Annotated in this window: 10 protein-coding genes and 2 pseudogenes; 10 read left to right on the plus strand and 2 right to left on the minus strand. The window is 65.9% G+C overall.

Annotation, left to right across the window (positions count from 1 at the left end):
* Positions 1-11 precede the first annotated feature (11 nt).
* The 4 genes from M1248_RS01290 (at position 12) to M1248_RS01305 (ending at position 7,575) form a co-directional block, all read left to right on the plus strand.
* Positions 12-1,496 carry a wax ester/triacylglycerol synthase family O-acyltransferase gene (locus M1248_RS01290; RefSeq protein ID WP_163729827.1) on the plus strand — a complete coding sequence of 495 codons (1,485 nt, stop codon included), beginning with the start codon at positions 12-14 and terminating at the stop codon, positions 1,494-1,496.
* On the plus strand, positions 1,493-3,163 hold the full coding sequence (locus tag M1248_RS01295) for an HAD-IB family hydrolase (protein WP_410506600.1): 1,671 nt from the start codon (positions 1,493-1,495) through the stop codon (positions 3,161-3,163). The genes M1248_RS01290 and M1248_RS01295 overlap by 4 nt, the downstream gene beginning before the upstream one ends.
* Positions 3,160-5,499, plus strand: coding sequence for a glycerol-3-phosphate 1-O-acyltransferase (locus M1248_RS01300; protein WP_163729825.1), 2,340 nt, complete (start codon positions 3,160-3,162; stop codon positions 5,497-5,499). The genes M1248_RS01295 and M1248_RS01300 overlap by 4 nt, the downstream gene beginning before the upstream one ends.
* A 69-nt stretch (positions 5,500-5,568) precedes the next feature.
* Positions 5,569-7,575 (plus strand): cytochrome c oxidase assembly protein, encoded by a 2,007-nt coding sequence (locus M1248_RS01305; protein WP_317147333.1) that lies wholly within the window; start codon positions 5,569-5,571, stop codon positions 7,573-7,575.
* Positions 7,576-7,581: 6 nt separating this feature from the next.
* Here the strand turns inward: M1248_RS01305 and M1248_RS01310 are convergent.
* A pseudogene (locus tag M1248_RS01310) lies at positions 7,582-7,965 on the minus strand (allophanate hydrolase); the annotation flags it as partial.
* Positions 7,966-8,108: 143 nt separating this feature from the next.
* On the opposite strand from M1248_RS01310, the pseudogene M1248_RS01315 reads away from it, so the two are divergent.
* The 6 genes and pseudogenes from M1248_RS01315 to M1248_RS01340 all read left to right on the plus strand — a co-directional run.
* A pseudogene (locus M1248_RS01315) lies at positions 8,109-8,421 on the plus strand (phenazine antibiotic biosynthesis protein); the annotation flags it as partial.
* A gap of 178 nt (positions 8,422-8,599) precedes the next feature.
* The gene (gene ssb, locus M1248_RS01320) at positions 8,600-9,058 is read left to right on the plus strand and encodes a single-stranded DNA-binding protein (RefSeq protein WP_317147334.1); all 459 of its coding nucleotides are present in this window, start codon (positions 8,600-8,602) and stop codon (positions 9,056-9,058) included.
* A 96-nt stretch (positions 9,059-9,154) separates the two neighbouring features.
* The gene (ettA, locus tag M1248_RS01325) at positions 9,155-10,828 is read left to right on the plus strand and encodes an energy-dependent translational throttle protein EttA (protein WP_083125809.1); all 1,674 of its coding nucleotides are present in this window, start codon (positions 9,155-9,157) and stop codon (positions 10,826-10,828) included.
* Between the two features lie 93 nt (positions 10,829-10,921).
* A complete protein-coding gene (locus tag M1248_RS01330) occupies positions 10,922-15,805 on the plus strand; it encodes an NAD-glutamate dehydrogenase (RefSeq protein ID WP_317147335.1) in 4,884 nt (1,627 codons plus the stop codon).
* Positions 15,802-16,215, plus strand: coding sequence for an acyl-CoA thioesterase (locus tag M1248_RS01335; protein ID WP_163729821.1), 414 nt, complete (start codon positions 15,802-15,804; stop codon positions 16,213-16,215). The genes M1248_RS01330 and M1248_RS01335 overlap by 4 nt, the downstream gene beginning before the upstream one ends.
* A complete protein-coding gene (locus M1248_RS01340) occupies positions 16,212-16,871 on the plus strand; it encodes a hypothetical protein (protein WP_317147462.1) in 660 nt (219 codons plus the stop codon). The genes M1248_RS01335 and M1248_RS01340 overlap by 4 nt, the downstream gene beginning before the upstream one ends.
* Before the next feature lie 15 nt (positions 16,872-16,886).
* Here the strand turns inward: M1248_RS01340 and M1248_RS01345 are convergent, their stop codons facing one another.
* Entirely contained in the window at positions 16,887-18,470 is a 1,584-nt protein-coding gene (locus M1248_RS01345; RefSeq protein WP_317147336.1) for an alpha-amylase family glycosyl hydrolase, read from the minus strand.
* Positions 18,471-18,494 lie beyond the last annotated feature (24 nt).

An 18,494-nucleotide genomic window follows, 5' to 3' on the forward strand; every position in this document is an offset into this window, starting at 1 on the left:
AGCGACGGGCAATGAGCGATGTGCCGGACCTCGACGCCGACGGACTCCCGGAGGAACTGAGCGCGTTCGATCAGATCCTGCATCGCGGTGAAGCCAACCCGCGCACCCGGTCGGGGATCATGACCGTGGAGATCCTGGATGCCGAGCCGGACTGGGAGCAGTTCCGGCGACGGTTCGACAACGCCTCACGCAAGGTGCTGCGGCTACGGCAGAAGGTCGTCACGCCCACGCTGCCGACGGTGGCGCCGCGGTGGGTCATCGATCCCGATTTCAACCTCGACTTCCACGTCCGCCGAATCCGGATCGCCGAGCCGGGCACCCTGCGCCAGGTGCTCGACCTCGCCGACGTCGCCGCGCAGTCGCCGCTCGACATCTCCCGGCCATTGTGGACCGCGACGCTGATCGGGGGGCTCGAAGGCGGCGGTGCTGCGATCATGATGCATCTGAGCCACGCCATCACCGACGGTGTTGGCGCCGTCGAGATGTTCGCCAACATCTACGACCTCGAGCGCGAGCCCGCGCCGCGAGCAATCCCTCCGTTGCCGATTCCGCAAGACCTCTCACCCAACGACTTGATGCGGCAAGGGGTCCGGCGCCTCCCCGGCACGATCGCCGGCCGCGTGCGCGGCGTCGTCGCCGGCACCGCTCATGTGGTTACCGAAGCGATTCGCGACCCGGTCTCGCGCATGGGCAGCGTCGTCGGCTACGCGATGTCCGGTGTCCGCGTGATGGGCCCGGTCGCCGAGCCGTCGCCGGTGCTGCGCCGGCGCAGCCTGTCGTCGCGCAGCGAGGCCATCGACATCAAGTTCGGCGACCTGCATCGCGCGGCCAAGGCGGCGGGTGGCTCGATCAACGACGCGTACCTTGCGGGTTTGTGTGGCGCGCTGCGGCTCTACCATGAGGCCAAAGGTGTTCCCATCGATGCCTTGCCGATGGCGGTGCCGGTCAACCTTCGATCCGAGGCCGACCCCGCCGGTGGAAACCGGTTCGCAGGGGTCAATCTCGCTGCGCCAATCGGGCTGCAGGACCCCGAGGTGCGAATCAAGAACATCCGTTCACAGATGACGAGCAAGCGCGAAGAGCGGGCGATCGACATGGTCGGTGCCATCGCCCCGGTGATCAGCCTGCTGCCTGACTCGGTGCTCGAATCGATGGCGGGTTCGATCGTCAACTCCGACGTGCAAGCCAGCAACGTGCCCGTTTACGCGGGCGACACCTTCATCGCCGGGGCAAAAATCCTGCGACAGTACGGAATTGGTCCGCTGCCCGGTGTGGCGATGATGGTGGTGCTGATCTCTCGGGCGGGGTATTGCACCATCACCACACGCTACGATCGCGCCGCGATCAACGACCCGGACCTGTGGGCACGCTGCCTGTTGTCGGGATTCGACGAAATCCTGGCTCTGGGTGGCGACGGCCGCGCAGAGCCGGCGTCGTTCTCCGCGGAGCCGCCCGAAACTGCCCAAATCTCACCGAACGGAAGTGCGCTGCAATGACTTCGGGAAACGGCCAAGGCGCGCCGGCCATCGGCAGGACCATGCGACTGCCCGGTTCCGTCGCCGAAATCGAGGCGAGCCCGGCCGGACCTGAGGTCGGCGCGTTCTTCGATCTCGACGGCACGCTGGTCGCCGGCTTCACCGGTGTGGTCATGACGCAGGACCGGCTGCGGCGCCGCCAGATGTCGGTCGGGGAGTTCATCGGCATGGTGCAGGCCGGGCTCAATCACCAACTCGGTCGCTCCGAATTCGAGGACCTCATCGGCAAGGGCGCCCGAATGCTGCGTGGCAACTCCCTCGATGACATCGACGAGCTGGCCGAGCGTCTGTTTGTCCAGAAGATCGTCGGCCGCATCTATCCCGAGATGCGTGAGCTCGTCCGCGCACACATGGCCCGCGGCCACACCGTGGTGCTCAGTTCGTCGGCGTTGACGGTGCAGGTCGAGCCGGTCGCGCGGTTCCTCGGCATCAAGAACGTGTTGAGCAACAAGTTCGAGACCGACGAGGACGGTCTGCTGACCGGAGAGGTGCTCAGGCCGATCATCTGGGGTCCGGGCAAGGCCAGGGCGGTGCAGGCGTTCGCCTCCGAGAACGACGTCGATCTGGCGAAAAGCTATTTCTACGCCGACGGTGACGAGGACGTCGCGCTGATGTATCTGGTCGGCAATCCGCGGCCCACCAACCCGGCGGGCAAGCTCGCGGCGGTCGCCGCCAAACGTGGCTGGCCGGTACTGAGATTCAGCAGCCGCAGTGGCAGCAGCCCGGTGTCACAGCTGCGCACCGCCGCGGGCATCGCGACGATGATGCCGATCGCCGCGGGCGCTATCGGACTCGGCCTGCTAACCCGCAACCGGCGCACCGGCGTCAACTTCTTCACGTCGACGTTCGGCCGGACGCTTCTCACGACCATCGGTGTCGATCTCAATGTGCTCGGCAAGGAGAACCTGACGGCCGAACGGCCTGCGGTGTTCATCTTCAACCACCGAAACCAGGCCGACCCGCTGATCGCCGGGAGACTCGTCGAATCCAACTTCACGTCGGTCGGAAAGAAGGAACTCGAGAAGGACCCGATCGTCGGCACGATGGGCAGGATCATGGACGCGGCGTTCATCGACCGTGACGATCCGCAGAAGGCGATCGAGGGACTGAAGAAGGTCGAGGAGCTCGCGCGCAAGGGGCTCTCGATCCTCATCGCGCCCGAAGGCACCCGGCTGGACACCACCGAGGTCGGCCCGTTCAAGAAGGGCCCGTTCCGTATTGCGATGTCGGCGGGAATCCCCATCGTGCCCATCGTGATTCGTAACGCCGAAGTGATCGCCGCCCGCGATTCGAGCACGTTCAATCCCGGCATCGTCGACGTCGTCGTGTATCCGCCGATCCCCGTAGACGATTGGACTCATGACAACTTGTCCGAACGCATCGCCGAGGTACGCGAACTCTACCTCGACACGCTGAGGGACTGGCCGCGGGACGAGCTGCCCACTCCAGAGCTGTACCGCCGCGCGGCTCCGGCCAAGAAGGCGCAGAAGTCTGCGGCAAAGAAGGTTCCCGCCAAGAAGGCGGCCACCAAAGCGGCCGCCAAATCGACGGCCAACAAAGCTGCGGCGAAGAAAACCCCCGCCAAGAAGACGGCGACGAAAAGGGCTGCGCCGAAGGGCCGGTCGTGAAACCCACCGCGGACCAGATGGCACCGTTCACCGCTACCGACGACTCACTCGTGCTGGCATCGGTGTCGTCGCCGGCCGAGCAAGAACTGCTCAACGACTGGCTGGAACAGCAGCGCCGCGAGCATCCCGACGCCAAGGTGGACGTGTTGCGGCTGCCCGACGACGATCCGCCTCCCGGCGTGCTCGCTCAGCTCGTCGCCGAGCTGGAGGCCGACGAGGATCGGTCCGTTGTCCCCGTGCGGGTGTTCTGGGTGCCGGGCGGACTACCGACCCGTTCGAAGGTGGTGTCGCTGCTGTCGGGTCGCGACACCTACCGGCCGCCAGAGCTTCTGCAGCGCCGCATCCTGCGCAAGGATCCGTCTCGCGCGCGGGTGGTCGCCGGCGAGCCCGCCAAGGTTTCGGAGCTTCGGCAGCAGTGGGCCGACACCACGGTCGCCGAGAACTCTCGGGAGTTCGCGCGATTCGTGATGCGTCGCGCGGCGTTGGCGATCGAGCGTGTCGAGCTGCGCCTGCTGGGACCGGAATACAAGTCCCCGCGCCTGATGAAGCCAGAGATCCTGGCCTCATCGCGGTTTCGCGAAGGCCTGGAACAGATCCCGGATGCGACGGTCGAAAAGGCGGGGGAGATGCTCGATGAGCTCTCCACCGGCTGGAGCCGCTTTTCGGTCGACCTGATCCCGTCGCTGGGCCGCGCCATCTTCAGCCGCGGGTTCGATCCCAACGTCGACTACGACCGCGCCGAGGTCGAGGCGATGCGCGACAGCCTGGAGAACCATCCCGCGGTGCTGTTGTTCTCCCACAGGTCTTATCTCGACGGTGTAATCGTCCCGGTGGCCATGCAGGAGAACCGATTGCCACCGGTGCACACCTTCGCGGGCATCAACCTGTCCTTCGGGTTCATGGGTCCGCTGATGCGTCACTCGGGCGTGATCTTCCTGCGCCGCAAGCTCGACGACCCGCTCTACAAATACGTGCTGCGGCAGTTCGTCGGCTACATCGTCGAGAAACGCTTCAACCTCAGCTGGTCTATCGAGGGCACCCGCTCACGCACCGGAAAGATGTTGCCGCCCAAACTCGGTCTGCTCGCCTACGTCGCTGATGCGTACCTCGACGGCCGCAGCGACGACATCCTGCTGCAGCCGGTATCGATCAGCTTCGACCAACTGCACGAAACCGCCGAATACGCCGCATATGCGCGAGGAGGCGAGAAGACGCCCGAGGGTTTGTCCTGGATGTACAACTTCATCAAGGCGCAGGGTGAACGCAACTACGGCAAGATCTACGTCCGCTTTCCCGCGGCGGTGTCGATGCGCGAATACCTCGGTGCCCCACACGGTCCGATGGCCACCGACGAGGCCGCCAAACGCCTGGCCATGCAGAAGATGGCCTTCGAGGTGTCGTGGCGGATCCTGCGGGCAACGCCGGTCAATGCGACCGCGCTGGTGTCGGCGCTGCTGCTGACCACCCGCGGTGTCGCCCTGACACTCGATCAACTGCACCACACCTTGCAGGATGCGCTGGATTACTTGGAGCGCAAGCAAACTCCGATGACCAACAGCGCGTTACGGTTGCGCACTGCCGACGGGGTGCGCGCCGCGCTCGACGCGCTGTCCAACGGTCATCCGGTCACGTGCGTCGACGGTGGCCGCGAGCCGGTGTGGCGGATTGCGCCCGAGGACGAGCACGAGGCGGCGTTCTACCGCAACACGCTCATCGACGCGTTCCTCGAGACGTCGATCGTCGACCTGGCGCTGGCGTACTCGGGGCGCGCCGAAGGTGACCGCTTGGAAGCGTTTTGGAGCCAGGCGATGCGGCTCCGCGCTCTGTTGAAGTTCGATTTCTACTTCGCCGACTCGGCAGCCTTCCGCGAGCATGTCGCCGAAGAGATGTCCTGGCACCAGGACTGGGAGTCGCACGTCGCGTCGGGAGACGTCGACAGCGTGCTGCGCGCCAAACGTCCGCTAATCGCCGGTGCGATGCTGCGACCGTTCTTCGAGGCGTACGAGATCGTGGCGGATGTGTTGCGTGAATCGCCCCCCGACATCGACGAGAAGGCGTTGACCAAGCAAGCGCTGGGTCTCGGCAATCAATACAGCGCGCAGCATCGGGTGCAGAGCAACGAGTCGGTGTCCGCCCTGTTGTTCGCGACGGCGCGTCAGGTGGTCGCCGACCAGAATCTGCTGACACCGGCCGCCGATCTGGACGAGCGACGCGCAGCGTTCGCGACCGAGTTGCGCGGCATTCTGCGCGACATGGACAAGGTCGAGCAGTTCTCCCGCGAGCAGTTCTATGCGCGCGAGGTCGCGCGCCGCAACCTCCGCACCGAACCGGCCTAGCAGCTCGCCCACCACGCATTCCGGATATCGCCTGCGGGCTGGCGACTGGCCACGCCATACGCTGAACGCATGACGACGGTCGCATCCCGCGTGCGCACCGGCCCGGTGTGGCCGGTGCTCGTCGGGGTCGCTGTGCTGGCCGGGGCGACCGCCGCGGGCCTGGGCGCGCTGTCGCTCGCGGATGCGCTGACGGCGACGGGGCTGCCCGATCCGGGCCCGGTGACCACGTATGGCCTGCCGTTCGTCCGAGCAGCGGGGGAGATCGCCGCCGTGATCGCCGTCGGGTCGTTCCTGTTCGCCGCATTCCTGGTACCTCCGCAGGCCAACGGGGTGCTCGACGCCGGCGGCTATCGTGCGCTGCGGCTCGGCACTGTCGCCTCCGGCGTGTGGACCGTCTGCGCCGCGTTGCTGGTCCCGCTGACCGTGTCCGACGTCACCGGGCAGCCCATCTCCTCGCGCCTGGACCCGTCCGCGATCTGGTCGGTGGCGAGCCTGGTCGAGATCGCCGGGGCGTGGCGGTGGACCGTCTTCATCGCCGCTGCCGTGACCATCGCCAGCATCCCGGTCCTGCGCTGGTCGCCGACGCCGCTGCTGTTCGCGGGGTCCCTGGCCACCCTGCTGCCGCTGGCGCTGACCGGTCATTCGGCCTCCGGCGGTTCCCACGATCTGGCCACCAACAGCCTGCTCATCCACCTCGTGGCCGGCGCGCTCTGGGCCGGCGGGTTGCTGGCGCTGCTGGTGCACGCGCTGCGCGGTGGCGAGCACGCCTACCTGGTGGCGCGTCGATTCTCGGCGGTCGCACTGTGGTGCTTCGTCGCCATGGCGTTCAGCGGTGTCGTCAACGCCCTCGTCCGGGTTCAGCCCTCAGATCTGTTCGACACCGCGTACGGCTGGCTGATCCTGGCCAAGACGGCGGCGCTGTGCGTACTCGGTGCGCTCGGTTGGTTGCAACGCCGCCGCGGTGTCGCCGCGCTGGAGGCGGACCCTGGGGCGCGCGTTCCGTTGATCAGGTTGGCACTCGTGGAAGCGGTGGTGTTCGGCCTGACGTTCGGTATCGCCGTCGCGCTGGGGCGGACACCGCCCCCTGCGCCCCCCATCTTCAATCCCTCCATCCCGGTGATCGAAATCGGCTACGACCTGGCAGGTCCACCAACGCTGGCCCGCATCCTGTTCGACTGGCGCTTCGACTTGGTATTCGGCACGGCAGCCATCGTGTTCGCCGTCGTGTACACGGTTGCCGTCATCAGGCTGCGGCGCCGCGGCGACACATGGCCGATCGGCCGGACCGTGGCATGGCTCCTGGGTTGTCTGGTCCTCCTGTTCGCCACGTCATCAGGCGTCGGCCGGTATATGCCGGCCATGTTCAGCATGCACATGGCCGCGCACATGCTGCTGTCGATGCTCGCGCCGATCCTGCTCGTGCTCGGGGCTCCCGTCACGCTCGCATTGCGGGCGCTACCCGCCGCTGGCCGCGACGATCCGCCGGGGCCCAGGGAGTGGCTGCTCGCCGCCCTGCATTCTCGGGTGTCGCGCGTGCTCACCAATCCGTTCGTCGCGACGTTCCTGTTCGTGGCGGGTTTCTACGGGCTGTACTTCGGCGGCATCTTCGACGCGGCGGTGGACAGCCACCCCGCCCACCTCGCGATGAATCTGCACTTCCTCCTGACCGGCTACCTGTTCTATTGGGTGGTGATCGGCGTCGATCCGACTCCGCGGCCGATCCCGCCGCTGGGCAAGGTCGGCATGGTGTTCGCGTCGTTGCCATTCCACGCGTTCTTCGGGGTGGTGTTGATGAGCACGAACACGGTACTGGGAGAGCCGTTCTACAAGTCGCTGCAGCTGTACTGGCACAACGACCTGCTCGGCGACCAACGGCTGGGTGGTGGAATCGCCTGGGCGGCAGGCGAGTTGCCGCTCGTCATCGTGATGGCCGCGCTGCTGATTCAGTGGCGCCGCAGCGACGAGCGCACCGCGAAGCGGCTGGACCGCGCCGCGGATCGCGACGACGAGGCCGACCTCGCCGCGTACAACAGGATGCTCGCCGAGCTTGCCCGCCGCGAGGAGCAGTCCCAGTAGCGGTCGTTAGACCGCCCGTGCCGCAATGGCGACGGGCCAGCTGCCATAGCGACTTATGTCGGGGCCGGTGGCGGCTGAAGCATCGCAACTGAATCCGGTTCGCCATGTGCCGTCCTCGAACTCGACCTTGCCCAACTGCATGGGCGCGGGGAGCGCCGCGAGGAACAAGCCGAGTGCCCGTGGCGAGAGCAACCAGCGATGACCCATGATGGAGGCGCCCGCAGCGCCGTCGGGCACGCGGGTGACGGCGGGCTTGGGCGGGTCGGTCGGCAGCACCGACATCCGGTACCTGGGGGCCGTGGTGATCTCGCCGGCCCACTGCGCGCCCAAATCCGTGAGTTCGTGAGACAGCGGTCCGCCCCGCAGGTGCGCGCCGAACACCACCAACTCCAGATCCTCGCTCATGGGCCTTCAATGTACGGGGCATCGTGACCGGCACGCGCGGTAGACGCTTGCCGAATGGCACGTTAACGCACGCATTTTCGCGAGATAGGTCACGCTGCATGCCACGTGGCGGTGACACTATTGGTGCCGTGACCGGTGTCGACTTCTCATTGCTGGACGTTGCGAGCGACCGACCCCTCGAGGAGCCGGACGCGTTTCTGCGCGCGGCGATCGCATGGCATTTCGGCGGCGACACCGCTGATCTTCGAATCGGGCGGAACCACCGGGGCACCGAAGCGCACCGCCCAGCTGCCTGATTGGGTCGAGCAGGTAACCCGTTGGCAGGTAGAGAATTTCGCGGCAGGTGGCTTTATCCGCGGCAGCGGACTGGTGTGCCTGATGCCGAGCGGTCCACATGGCGTCGGCTACTTCTCGCGCGAGGTTTCGCGGCGGTTGGGATCGGCGGGTTGTGCGGAGGCACTCGAAGGCTGACCCGCGGCCTATCCACAACGGCGGATTGATCCACAGCCGCGGGGCGGCGCCGACCGTATGTGGTCTCGATGTCGGCGGCCCGACGGTCAATGGTCGTGTCACCGACGCGCCGGGTCGCCGGCCGTCGCACGTAATGAAAGGAAGCATCATGTTCGAGACGCCGTTTCACATCGTCGGCAATATCGTCACCGATCCAATCCACCGTCAGGTCGGCGAGCAGGAGATGGTCAGGTTCCGCGTCGCCAGTAATTCCCGCCGCCGCACTGCCGAAGGAACATGGGAGCCGGGCAACTCGTTGTTCGTGACGGTGACCTGCTGGGGGCGCGCGGTCGCTGGTGCCAGCGCCGGTCTCGTGAAGGGCGATCCGGTGATCGTCGTCGGACACGTCTACACCAGCGAGTACGAGGACCGTGACGGCAACCGGCGCTCGTCGGTCGAGGTACGGGCGACATCCGTCGGCCCAGATCTGGCCCGCTGCACCGCCCGCATCGACCGGACCAAACAACCGGCCGACGCGCAGGTCACCGACCTTGCCGACGAAACCTCCGACGCCAGCGATGACGGCGTCGCCGACGAGTCAGGCCGGGAGCTGCCACTGTCGGCGTAGCCGCAGGCACACGGTCGGCTCGACCGTGGGGGCCACGCCTAGGATGGTCGGCGGCGATAAACGACTCGACCCTCTTTTGAAAGGCAACACCACGGCATGGCCGAATTCATCTATTCGATGCGGAAGGTCCGCAAGGCGCACGGCGACAAGGTCATCCTTGACGACGTCAGTCTGAACTTCCTTCCAGGCGCGAAGATCGGCGTTGTCGGTCCCAACGGGGCTGGTAAGTCGAGCGTCTTGCGGATCATGGCCGGGCTCGACACCCCCAACAACGGCGATGCGCTGCTCCAACCGGGTGCGACGGTCGGCATCCTGATGCAGGAGCCCGAACTCGACGAGACCAAGACGGTCCGCGAGAACGTTGAAGAAGGCGTTGCGATCAAGGCCAAGCTCAACCGCTACAACGAGGTCGCCGAGCTGATGGCCACCGACTACAGCGATGAGCTGATGGAGGAGATGGGCAAGCTCCAGGAGGAGCTCGACGCCGCCGACGCCTGGGACATCGACTCCCAGCTCGAACAGGCGATGGACGCGCTGCGCTGCCCACCGGCCGACGAGCCCGTCACCCATCTGTCCGGCGGCGAGAAGCGGCGGGTGGCGCTGTGCAAGCTGCTGCTGTCCAAGCCCGACCTGCTGCTGCTCGACGAGCCGACCAACCACCTCGACGCCGAGAGCGTTTTGTGGCTCGAACAGCATCTCGCCAGCTACAAGGGCGCCATCCTGGCCGTCACGCACGACCGCTACTTCCTGGACAACGTCGCGGAGTGGATCCTGGAGCTCGACCGCGGACGCGCTTACCCGTACGAGGGCAACTACTCCACCTACCTGGAGAAGAAGGCCGAGCGCGTCGCCGTTCAGGGTCGCAAGGATGCCAAGCTGCAGAAGCGACTGCAGGAGGAGCTGGCCTGGGTCCGGTCTGGCGCCAAGGCGCGCCAGGCCAAGAACAAGGCCCGCCTCGGACGCTACGAAGAGATGGTCACCGAGGCGGAGAAGACCCGCAAGCTCGACTTCGAGGAAATTCAGATCCCGGTCGGCCCGCGCCTCGGCAACGTGGTCGTCGAGGTGGAGCATCTCGACAAGGGGTTCGAGGGGCGCACCCTCATCAAGGACCTGTCGTTCACTCTTCCGCGCAACGGAATCGTCGGCGTCATCGGCCCCAACGGTGTAGGTAAGACCACGCTGTTCAAGACCATCGTCGGTCTCGAGCAGCCGGACAGCGGCACCGTGAAGGTCGGCGAGACGGTCAAGCTCAGCTACGTAGACCAGAGCCGCGGCGGCATCGACCCCAAGAAGACCGTGTGGGAAGTGGTTTCCGACAAGCTGGACTACATCGAGGTCGGACAGAATGAGATCCCGTCGAGGGCGTATGTCTCGGCATTCGGTTTCAAGGGTCCGGATCAGCAGAAGCCCGCCGGCGTGCTGTCGGGTGGTGAACGCAACCGGCTCAACCTCGCGCTCACCCTCAAAGAGGGCGGCAACCTGATCCTGCTCGACGAGCCGACCAACGATCTCGACGTCGAAACGCTGTCCTCGCTCGAGAACGCGCTGGAGAATTTCCCCGGCTGTGCAGTCGTGATCTCGCACGATCGCTGGTTCCTCGACCGCACGTGCACGCACATCCTGGCGTGGGAGGGCGACGACGACAACGAGGCCAAGTGGTTCTGGTTCGAAGGCAACTTCGGCGGCTACGAGGAGAACAAGATCGAGCGGCTCGGTGCCGACGCGGCACGTCCGCACAGGGTGACCCACCGCCGCCTCACGCGAGACTAGTGTCCATCGTGCGGACCACGTGGTCGCCTGCTCGTCGAGCCGGCGACGACGTCCAATGACGGGCGGTCCACGGGTACAGGCGAGGAGCGTCGCATGTCGGTGAATCCGGGAGCCATCGGCGGACCAGCTGGTCCCGGTCGCGCCGGACCTTCAGCACCTCACGCGCTGAGCCCGGAAGACGTCGCGCGGCTCGCGCACGCCTATCTCGATACCTACCGCGGCCCGCACGATGCACCCGCGTCCGACGCGTCGCTGACCCTGCCGGTCGATATGTCGTCGCGCCAGATGATGGGCCCGGCGCTCGTGACCGCGCATCATCGCCTTGGGCAGCGTCGGGCGGTCGGCGAAACGCGGGTCGCGGTATACGGCGGGGACGACCCGAAGGGCTTCGGTCCGGCGATGCAGGTCGTCACTGATTACAGCCCGATGGTGATGGATTCGGTGACCGTGCTGCTGCACCGATTCGGCGTCTCGTACTCGGCGATCATGAACCCGGTCTTCCGGGTGCGACGAAGCTCGAACGGCGAGCTGCTCGACGTCCGGCCGTCCGCCGACCCGGCGGCGTCGCGTGAAGGCGTCGATGAGTCTTGGATCCATGTTCAACTCGGCCAAGCCGCGGACAGCGGCGCGCTCACCCAGGTTGCCCAGTTGCTGCCCGGCGTCCTGGCCGACGCACGGCAGGTCGCGCTGGACTCCAGCGCGATGGGTGCCTCGATGCGCCAACTGGCGTTCGAACTCGATAACGACCACAACGGCCGATTCCCCGGGCGGGATCGCAAAGACGTTGCAGCGCTGCTGCGGTGGCTCGCCGACGGGCACTTCGTGCTGCTCGGCTACCAACGCTGCTCCGTCGACAATGGTCGATCTTCGGTGGACCCGGCGAGCCGGCTCGGCGTCCTCCGGCTGCGCCAGGATGTGCTGCCGCAGTTGACGCACAGCGACGAGCTGCTTGTGCTGGCTCAGGCGACCATCCCCAGCTACCTTCGTTACGGCGCGTACCCTTACATCGTCGTCGTACGCGAGCAGTTGGGTCCGACGGTGATAGAACACCGTTTCGTCGGCCTGTTCACCGTCGCGGCGACCAATGCCAATGTGCTTGAAATACCGCTGATTTCCGGGCGAGTGCGCGAGGCGTTGGCGCTCTCGCAGCGCGATCCGAGCCACCCGGGCCAGTTGCTGCTCGACATCATCCAGACCATTCCCCGTTCGGAGTTGTTCGCGCTGTCGGCACGGGCGCTGCTCGACATGGTCAAGGCGGTCGTCGACCTCGGGTCGCGACGCCGCACCCTGTTGTTCATGCGGGCCGATTCGCTCGCCCATTTCGTCTCGTGTCTGGTGTACCTTCCCCGTGACCGTTACACCACCGACGTGCGGCTGGAGATGCAGAACATCCTGGTGCGCGAGCTCGGCGGGGTCAGCATCGAGTACACCGCACGCGTCAGTGAATCACCATGGGCCGTTGTGCATTTCACGGTCCGCATGCCCGACGGCTCGCGTCCGGCGGACATCGATGCCTCGCTGGAGAACGAAACCCGCATCCAGGGTCTGCTGACCGAGGCGGCCCGCACGTGGGGAGATCTGCTGACCGGTGCGGTCAGGACTGGTTCCATCGACCAAGCCAAGGCAGCGCACTACGCGTCGGCGTTCTCGGAGTCCTACAAGCAGGCCTTCACGCCGCATGAAGCGATCAACGACATCGCCATCATCGAAGAGCTGCAAGATAATTCGATCAAGCCTGTGCTCCTGGACGCCGTCGAGGAACACATCGCGCAGCTCACCCTGTATCTCGGCGGACAGTCCGCGTCCCTGAGTGCCCTACTCCCGATGCTGCAGTCGATGGGTGTCGTGGTGCTCGAGGAACGGCCGTTCACCGTGACCCGACCCGACGGTTTGCCGGTGTGGATCTACCAATTCAAGATGTCGCCGCACAGTTCCGTACCGGAGGTGCCGCCGGGCCCTGAACGCGAGGCCGCCCAGATGCGCTTCGCCGATGCGGTGACCGCGATCTGGCACGGCCGCGCCGAGATCGACCGGTTCAACGAACTCGTCCTGCGGGCCGGCCTCACCTGGCAGCAGGTAGCCGTCGTACGCAGCTATGCGAAATATCTGAAGCAGGCGGGTTTTCCGTACAGCCAGTCACACATCGAGTCCGTGATCAACGACAACGCCGCGACGGCGCGATCGCTGGTCGAATTGTTCGAGGCCCTGTTCTGTCCGACCGCGCCGACAGACGATGCGCCGCGACGACGCGACGCCCAGGCCGCCGCAGCAGCCGTCGCCGCCGACATCGACGCCTTGGTCAGTCTCGACACCGACCGAGTTCTGCGCGCGTTCGCGTCGATGATTCAGGCCACGCTGCGCACCAACTACTTCGTCACCCGGCAGGAGTCCGCGCGCGCACGAAACGTCCTGTCCTTCAAGCTGAACCCAGGCCTGATCGACGAACTCCCGCTGCCGCGACCCAGGTTCGAGATCTTCGTGTACTCGCCGCGCGTCGAGGGCGTACACCTGCGATTCGGGCATGTGGCCCGCGGCGGACTGCGCTGGTCGGATCGCAGAGAGGACTTCCGCACCGAGATCCTGGGCCTCGTGAAGGCTCAGGCGGTGAAGAACGCCGTCATCGTGCCGGTCGGCGCCAAGGGTGGGTTCGTCGTCAAGAACCCGCCCCCGGCCACCGGCGACGCCGCAGCCGACCGAGACGCCCAACGCAGCGAGGGCGTGGCGTGCTACCGACTCTTCATCTCCGGTCTGCTCGACGTCACCGACAACGTCGACAAGGTCACCGGGGCGGTTGTGACGCCGGCCGACGTCGTGCGCAGGGACGGCGACGACGCGTATCTCGTGGTCGCCGCCGACAAGGGCACCGCGACGTTCTCAGACATCGCCAACGAGGTGGCGCTGTCCTACGGCTTCTGGCTCGGCGACGCCTTCGCGTCGGGCGGATCGGTGGGCTACGACCACAAGGCGATGGGTATCACCGCCAAGGGTGCGTGGGAATCGGTCAAACGGCATTTCAAAGAGATGGGCGTCGACACCCAGTCCGAGGACTTCACCGTCGTCGGCGTCGGTGACATGAGCGGCGACGTGTTCGGCAACGGAATGCTGCTGTCCAAGCACATTCGACTGCGCGCCGCGTTCGACCATCGGCACATCTTCATCGACCCGAACCCCGACGCGGCGACGTCGTGGGACGAGCGCAAGCGACTGTTTGAACTGCCGCGGTCCAGCTGGGAGGACTACAACGCCTCGCTGATCAGCGAGGGCGGCGGCGTGTACAGCAGGGAACAGAAGGCGATCCCGATCAGCTCGCAGGCCCGCACGGCACTGGGCATCGAGGACGGCGTCGAGGAACTCACCCCACCCGCGCTGATGAAGGCGATTCTGATGGCGCCTGCGGATCTGCTGTTCAACGGCGGTATCGGCACCTACATCAAGGCCGAGACGGAGTCCGATGCCGACGTCGGCGATCGTGCCAACGATCCCGTGCGGGTCAACGGTAATCAGGTGCGCGCCAAGGTCATCGGCGAAGGTGGCAACCTGGGCGTGACTTCACTGGGGCGGGTCGAGTTTGATCTCGCAGGGGGCCGGATCAACACCGATGCGCTGGACAACTCGGCAGGCGTCGACTGTTCCGACCACGAGGTCAACATCAAGATCCTGATCGATTCACTCGTCACCGCGGGCAAGGTCAGTCCGCAGGACCGCACCGAACTGCTGCTGTCGATGACCGACGAGGTCGGTCGTCTTGTTCTCGAGGACAACGTCGATCAGAACGATCTGCTGGGCACCAGCCGCGCGAACTCGGCCAGTCTGCTCCCCGTCCACGCACGCATGATCAAGGACTTCGTCCACGATCGTGGGCTGAACCGGGAACTCGAGGCGCTGCCATCCGAGAAAGAGATCAGTCGTCGCTCCGAAATCGGAATCGGTTTGACTTCACCGGAACTCGCGACGCTGATGGCTCACGTCAAACTTGCTCTCAAGGACGACGTGCTCGCCAGCGACCTGCCCGATCAGGACGCGTTCGCTGCTCGCCTGCCGGTGTATTTCCCCGCCAGGCTTCGCGAGGAGTTCGGCGCGGACATCCGTGCGCACCAGCTGCGTCGGGAGATCGTCACCACGATGCTGGTGAACGACCTCGTCGACACCAGCGGCATCAGCTACGCCTACCGGGTCGCCGAAGACGTCGGTGTGGGGCCGGTGGACGCGGTCCGAAGCTATGCGGCGACCGACGCCATCTTCCGGATCAGCGACGTGTTGCGTCAGATCCGCGTGGCCAGCGAAAACGGGGTGTCGGTGGTGGTGTCGGACCGGATGACATTGGATCTGCGGCGGCTCATCGACCGGGCCGGGCGCTGGCTGCTCAATTACCGGCCGCAACCGCTGGCGGTCGGGGCCGAGATCAATCGGTTTGCGGCCAAAGTCGCCGCCCTGACTCCGCGCATGTCGGAGTGGCTCCGCGGCGACGATCAGGCGATCGTGTCGAAGGAGGCCGGCGATTTCAGTTCGCAGGGAGTGTCTTCCGACCTGGCGTACATGATCGCGACGGGGCTGTACCAGTACAGCCTGCTCGACGTCATCGACATCGCGGACATAGTCGACCGCGAACCGGCCGAGGTCGCGGACACGTACTTCGCGTTGATGGATCACTTCAACACCGACAGCCTGCTCACGGCGGTGTCACGGCTCGAACGGGATGACCGTTGGCATTCTCTGGCGCGGTTGGCGATTCGCGACGACATCTACGGTTCGCTACGTGCGTTGTGCTTCGATGTGCTGGCCGTGGGCGAGCCCGACGAGACCGGCGAGGAGAAGATCGCCGAGTGGGAGTCGACCAACAGTTCGCGAGTCGGCCGTGCGCGGCGAACGCTCGCCGAGATCTACGAGGGCGGAGAACTCGACCTGGCCACCCTGTCGGTGGCCGCCCGTCAGATTCGCAGCATGACTCGGACGAGTGGAACGGGGACGTCTGGGTGACACATGGTTTCATCGCGCCGGTGCACGTCCGTTGGTCGGACATCGACATGTATCAGCACGTCAACCACGCGACTATGGTCACACTCCTCGAAGAGGCCCGGATTCCGTTTCTGCGTGAGCCGTTCGGTCCTGAGATCGACACCATCGGCCTGCTGATCGCGGACGTGCACATCTCCTACAAGGCGCAGGTGCGACTGATCGATTCGCCCTTGCAGGTGACGATGTGGACGAAGAAGGTGCGGTCTGTCGATTTCACCATCGGATACGAAGTGCGGCCGGTGGGTGCGTCTGCCGACTCGAAACCCGCCGTGATCGCCGATACACAGCTGGCCGCCGTACATATCAGAGAGCAAAGACTGCAACGACTTTCAGATGGTCAGAAGGCGTATTTGCGGCAATGGTTGAGATGACTCAACCCGAGCGCGGTATCTGGCTGCACGACGCCGCTGATCGCGAAGACCTCGCGGCCTTCGTCGAGCGCGCCTTGCGACTGGACGACGCGGCGGTGATCCGGTTACGTGAGCGCGAGGGCGGTCTGGTCACGGCCTGGGTGTCGACCGGGTTCGACGTGCTGGCCAGTCGCGTGGTCGCCGGTGAAGTCAAGCCTGCCGACCTGTCCGTGGGTGCCGACGCGTTGGCCGCGGGTCTGGCCGCGATGGATGCCAGCGGATATGTCGAGACGGGCTTCGCGATGGACTCCGCGTGGCGCGGTGCGTTGCCGCCCGAGTCGGGCTTCGAGCACCTCGATGACGTGCCTGCCGGTGTCATGCTCGATCTGGCGCAGCGAGGAATGGCGCTCGCCAAGGAGCATTCCAGCTCGCACGGTCCACCCGCGTCGCTGCTGGACCAGGAGGTGGTGGCGGTCATCGCCGGCGACGCCAGCGTTGGTATACCGATGCGCTGTGTATTCGCCTTGACCGCAATGGGTTTCCTGCCGCAATCGGGTGATGCCGTCGGCGGCGACGAGATCGTGCGAGTGCGTGCGCTTCCGTCATGGTTGCGCGTCGACGCTCGCTTCGGTTCGGTTTATCGACGACGCGGCGACCCGGCATTGGTCCTGCGGTAAAAGCCTTCGCGGAAACTAGACCAGCCAGGCGGCGGCGTTCGGCGGCAGCTTGCCGCCCACCAGTTCAGCACTCGCCAACAACACCTCATCGTCGGGCAACGCTATCGCGTCGGCGCCGGCATTGAGCACGCATACCAACCCGCCGCTATTCCGGAACGTCAACGTGTCGGCCGGGGAGTCGAGCCATTCGATCGTCGGACCGGCGAACTCGGCTCGATCCCGCCGCAATTCGATTGCTCGCCGGTAGAACGTCAGCGTCGACGCCGGATCACCGTCCTGCCGCTCGACGGTCAACGTCGCCCAGTCCTCAGGCAGCGGCAGCCAGGTGTCAGAACTGTCCGAGAAGCCGAACGGAGGCGCGTCGCCCTCCCACGGCACCGGCACCCGGCTGGCGTCGCGCCCGCGCCGCGTGTGACCCGAGCGCTCCCACACCGGATCGCGCAGCGCCTCGTCGGGCAGGTCGACGTTGGGCAGGCCCAGCTCTTCGCCGTTGTAGATGAACACCGCGCCGGGCAGTGCCAGCATCGCCAGCGTCATCGCCTTGGCGCGGTCCAGACCGACGGCTCCGCCGCCGTACCGGGTCGGTTCACGGTCGACGTCGTGATTGGCCAGCGTCCAGCTCGGCGTCGCATCCACGAGATGCGCTGCGGCAAGCGAGTTCTCGATGGCATGACGGATGTCGGTGGCGTCGAACTCCGCGCGCAGCAGGCGGAAGTTGAAGGCCAGATGCAGCTCATCTGCCCGCACGTACTGCGAGAACTGTTCGTTGTCGTACACCCAGACCTCGCCAATCGCGACTGCGTTGTCGAAATCGTCGAACACCCCGCGGATCTGCCGGTGGATGTCGTGCACGCCGTCGTTGTTGAACCGCGGGTCGTCGTCCATATCGGCCAGCAGCACCTCGGCCTTGACGTGCTCCATGTCGGGCAGTCCCGGCGGCTTGGCCATCCCGTGTGCGACGTCGATGCGGAACCCGTCGATGCCACGCTCGAACCAGAACCTCAGCGTCTTCTCGAGATCATCGAAGACCTCCGGGTTGTCCCAGTTCAGATCCGGCTGTTCGGCGTCGAAGAGGTGCAGGTACCACTGCCCGGGATTGCCGTCGGCTTCGACGACGCGCGTCCACGCCGGCCCGCCGAAGATCGACACCCAGTTGTTCGGGGGATGAACACCGCCGGGGCCGGTGCCGTCGCGGAAGATGTAGCGCTCGCGCTGATCGCTGCCAGGGCTGGCGGCCAGCGCCGCCTGGAACCAGGGGTGCGCCGAGCTGGTGTGGTTGGGCACCAGATCCATCGTCACCTTGATTCCCACGGCGTGCGCGGCCTCTGTCAGCCGGTCCAGCGCTCCGATGCCGCCGAACATCGGGTCGACGTCGCGGGGGTCGGCCACGTCATAGCCGTTGTCGGCCATCGGCGACACCATGACCGGGTTGAGCCAGATCGCGTCGACCCCGAGTGCCTCGAGATAGTCCAGCTTGGCGATCACACCGTCGAGATCTCCGAGACCGTCGCCGTTGCTGTCGTAGAACGACCGCGGATAGACCTGATAAAACAGCGCGTGCGACCACCAAGGCTCACGGGCACTCACGTCCTGACTCATCGCCGCCAAATCTACGTCAACGGC

The sequence above is a fragment of the Mycobacterium sp. 29Ha genome, assembly GCF_032883055.1.
Taxonomy (GTDB): domain Bacteria; phylum Actinomycetota; class Actinomycetes; order Mycobacteriales; family Mycobacteriaceae; genus Mycobacterium; species Mycobacterium gallinarum.

Coding starts and splice junctions, on each gene's coding strand:
- M1248_RS01290 (WP_163729827.1), top strand. CDS start 12: ATGAGCGATGTGCCGGACCTCGACGCCGACGGACTCCCGGAGGAACTG.
- M1248_RS01295 (WP_410506600.1), top strand. CDS start 1,493: ATGACTTCGGGAAACGGCCAAGGCGCGCCGGCCATCGGCAGGACCATG.
- M1248_RS01305 (WP_317147333.1), top strand. CDS start 5,569: ATGACGACGGTCGCATCCCGCGTGCGCACCGGCCCGGTGTGGCCGGTG.
- ssb (WP_317147334.1), top strand. CDS start 8,600: ATGTTCGAGACGCCGTTTCACATCGTCGGCAATATCGTCACCGATCCA.
- ettA (WP_083125809.1), top strand. CDS start 9,155: ATGGCCGAATTCATCTATTCGATGCGGAAGGTCCGCAAGGCGCACGGC.
- M1248_RS01330 (WP_317147335.1), top strand. CDS start 10,922: ATGTCGGTGAATCCGGGAGCCATCGGCGGACCAGCTGGTCCCGGTCGC.
- M1248_RS01340 (WP_317147462.1), top strand. CDS start 16,212: ATGACTCAACCCGAGCGCGGTATCTGGCTGCACGACGCCGCTGATCGC.
- M1248_RS01345 (WP_317147336.1), bottom strand. CDS start 18,470: ATGAGTCAGGACGTGAGTGCCCGTGAGCCTTGGTGGTCGCACGCGCTG.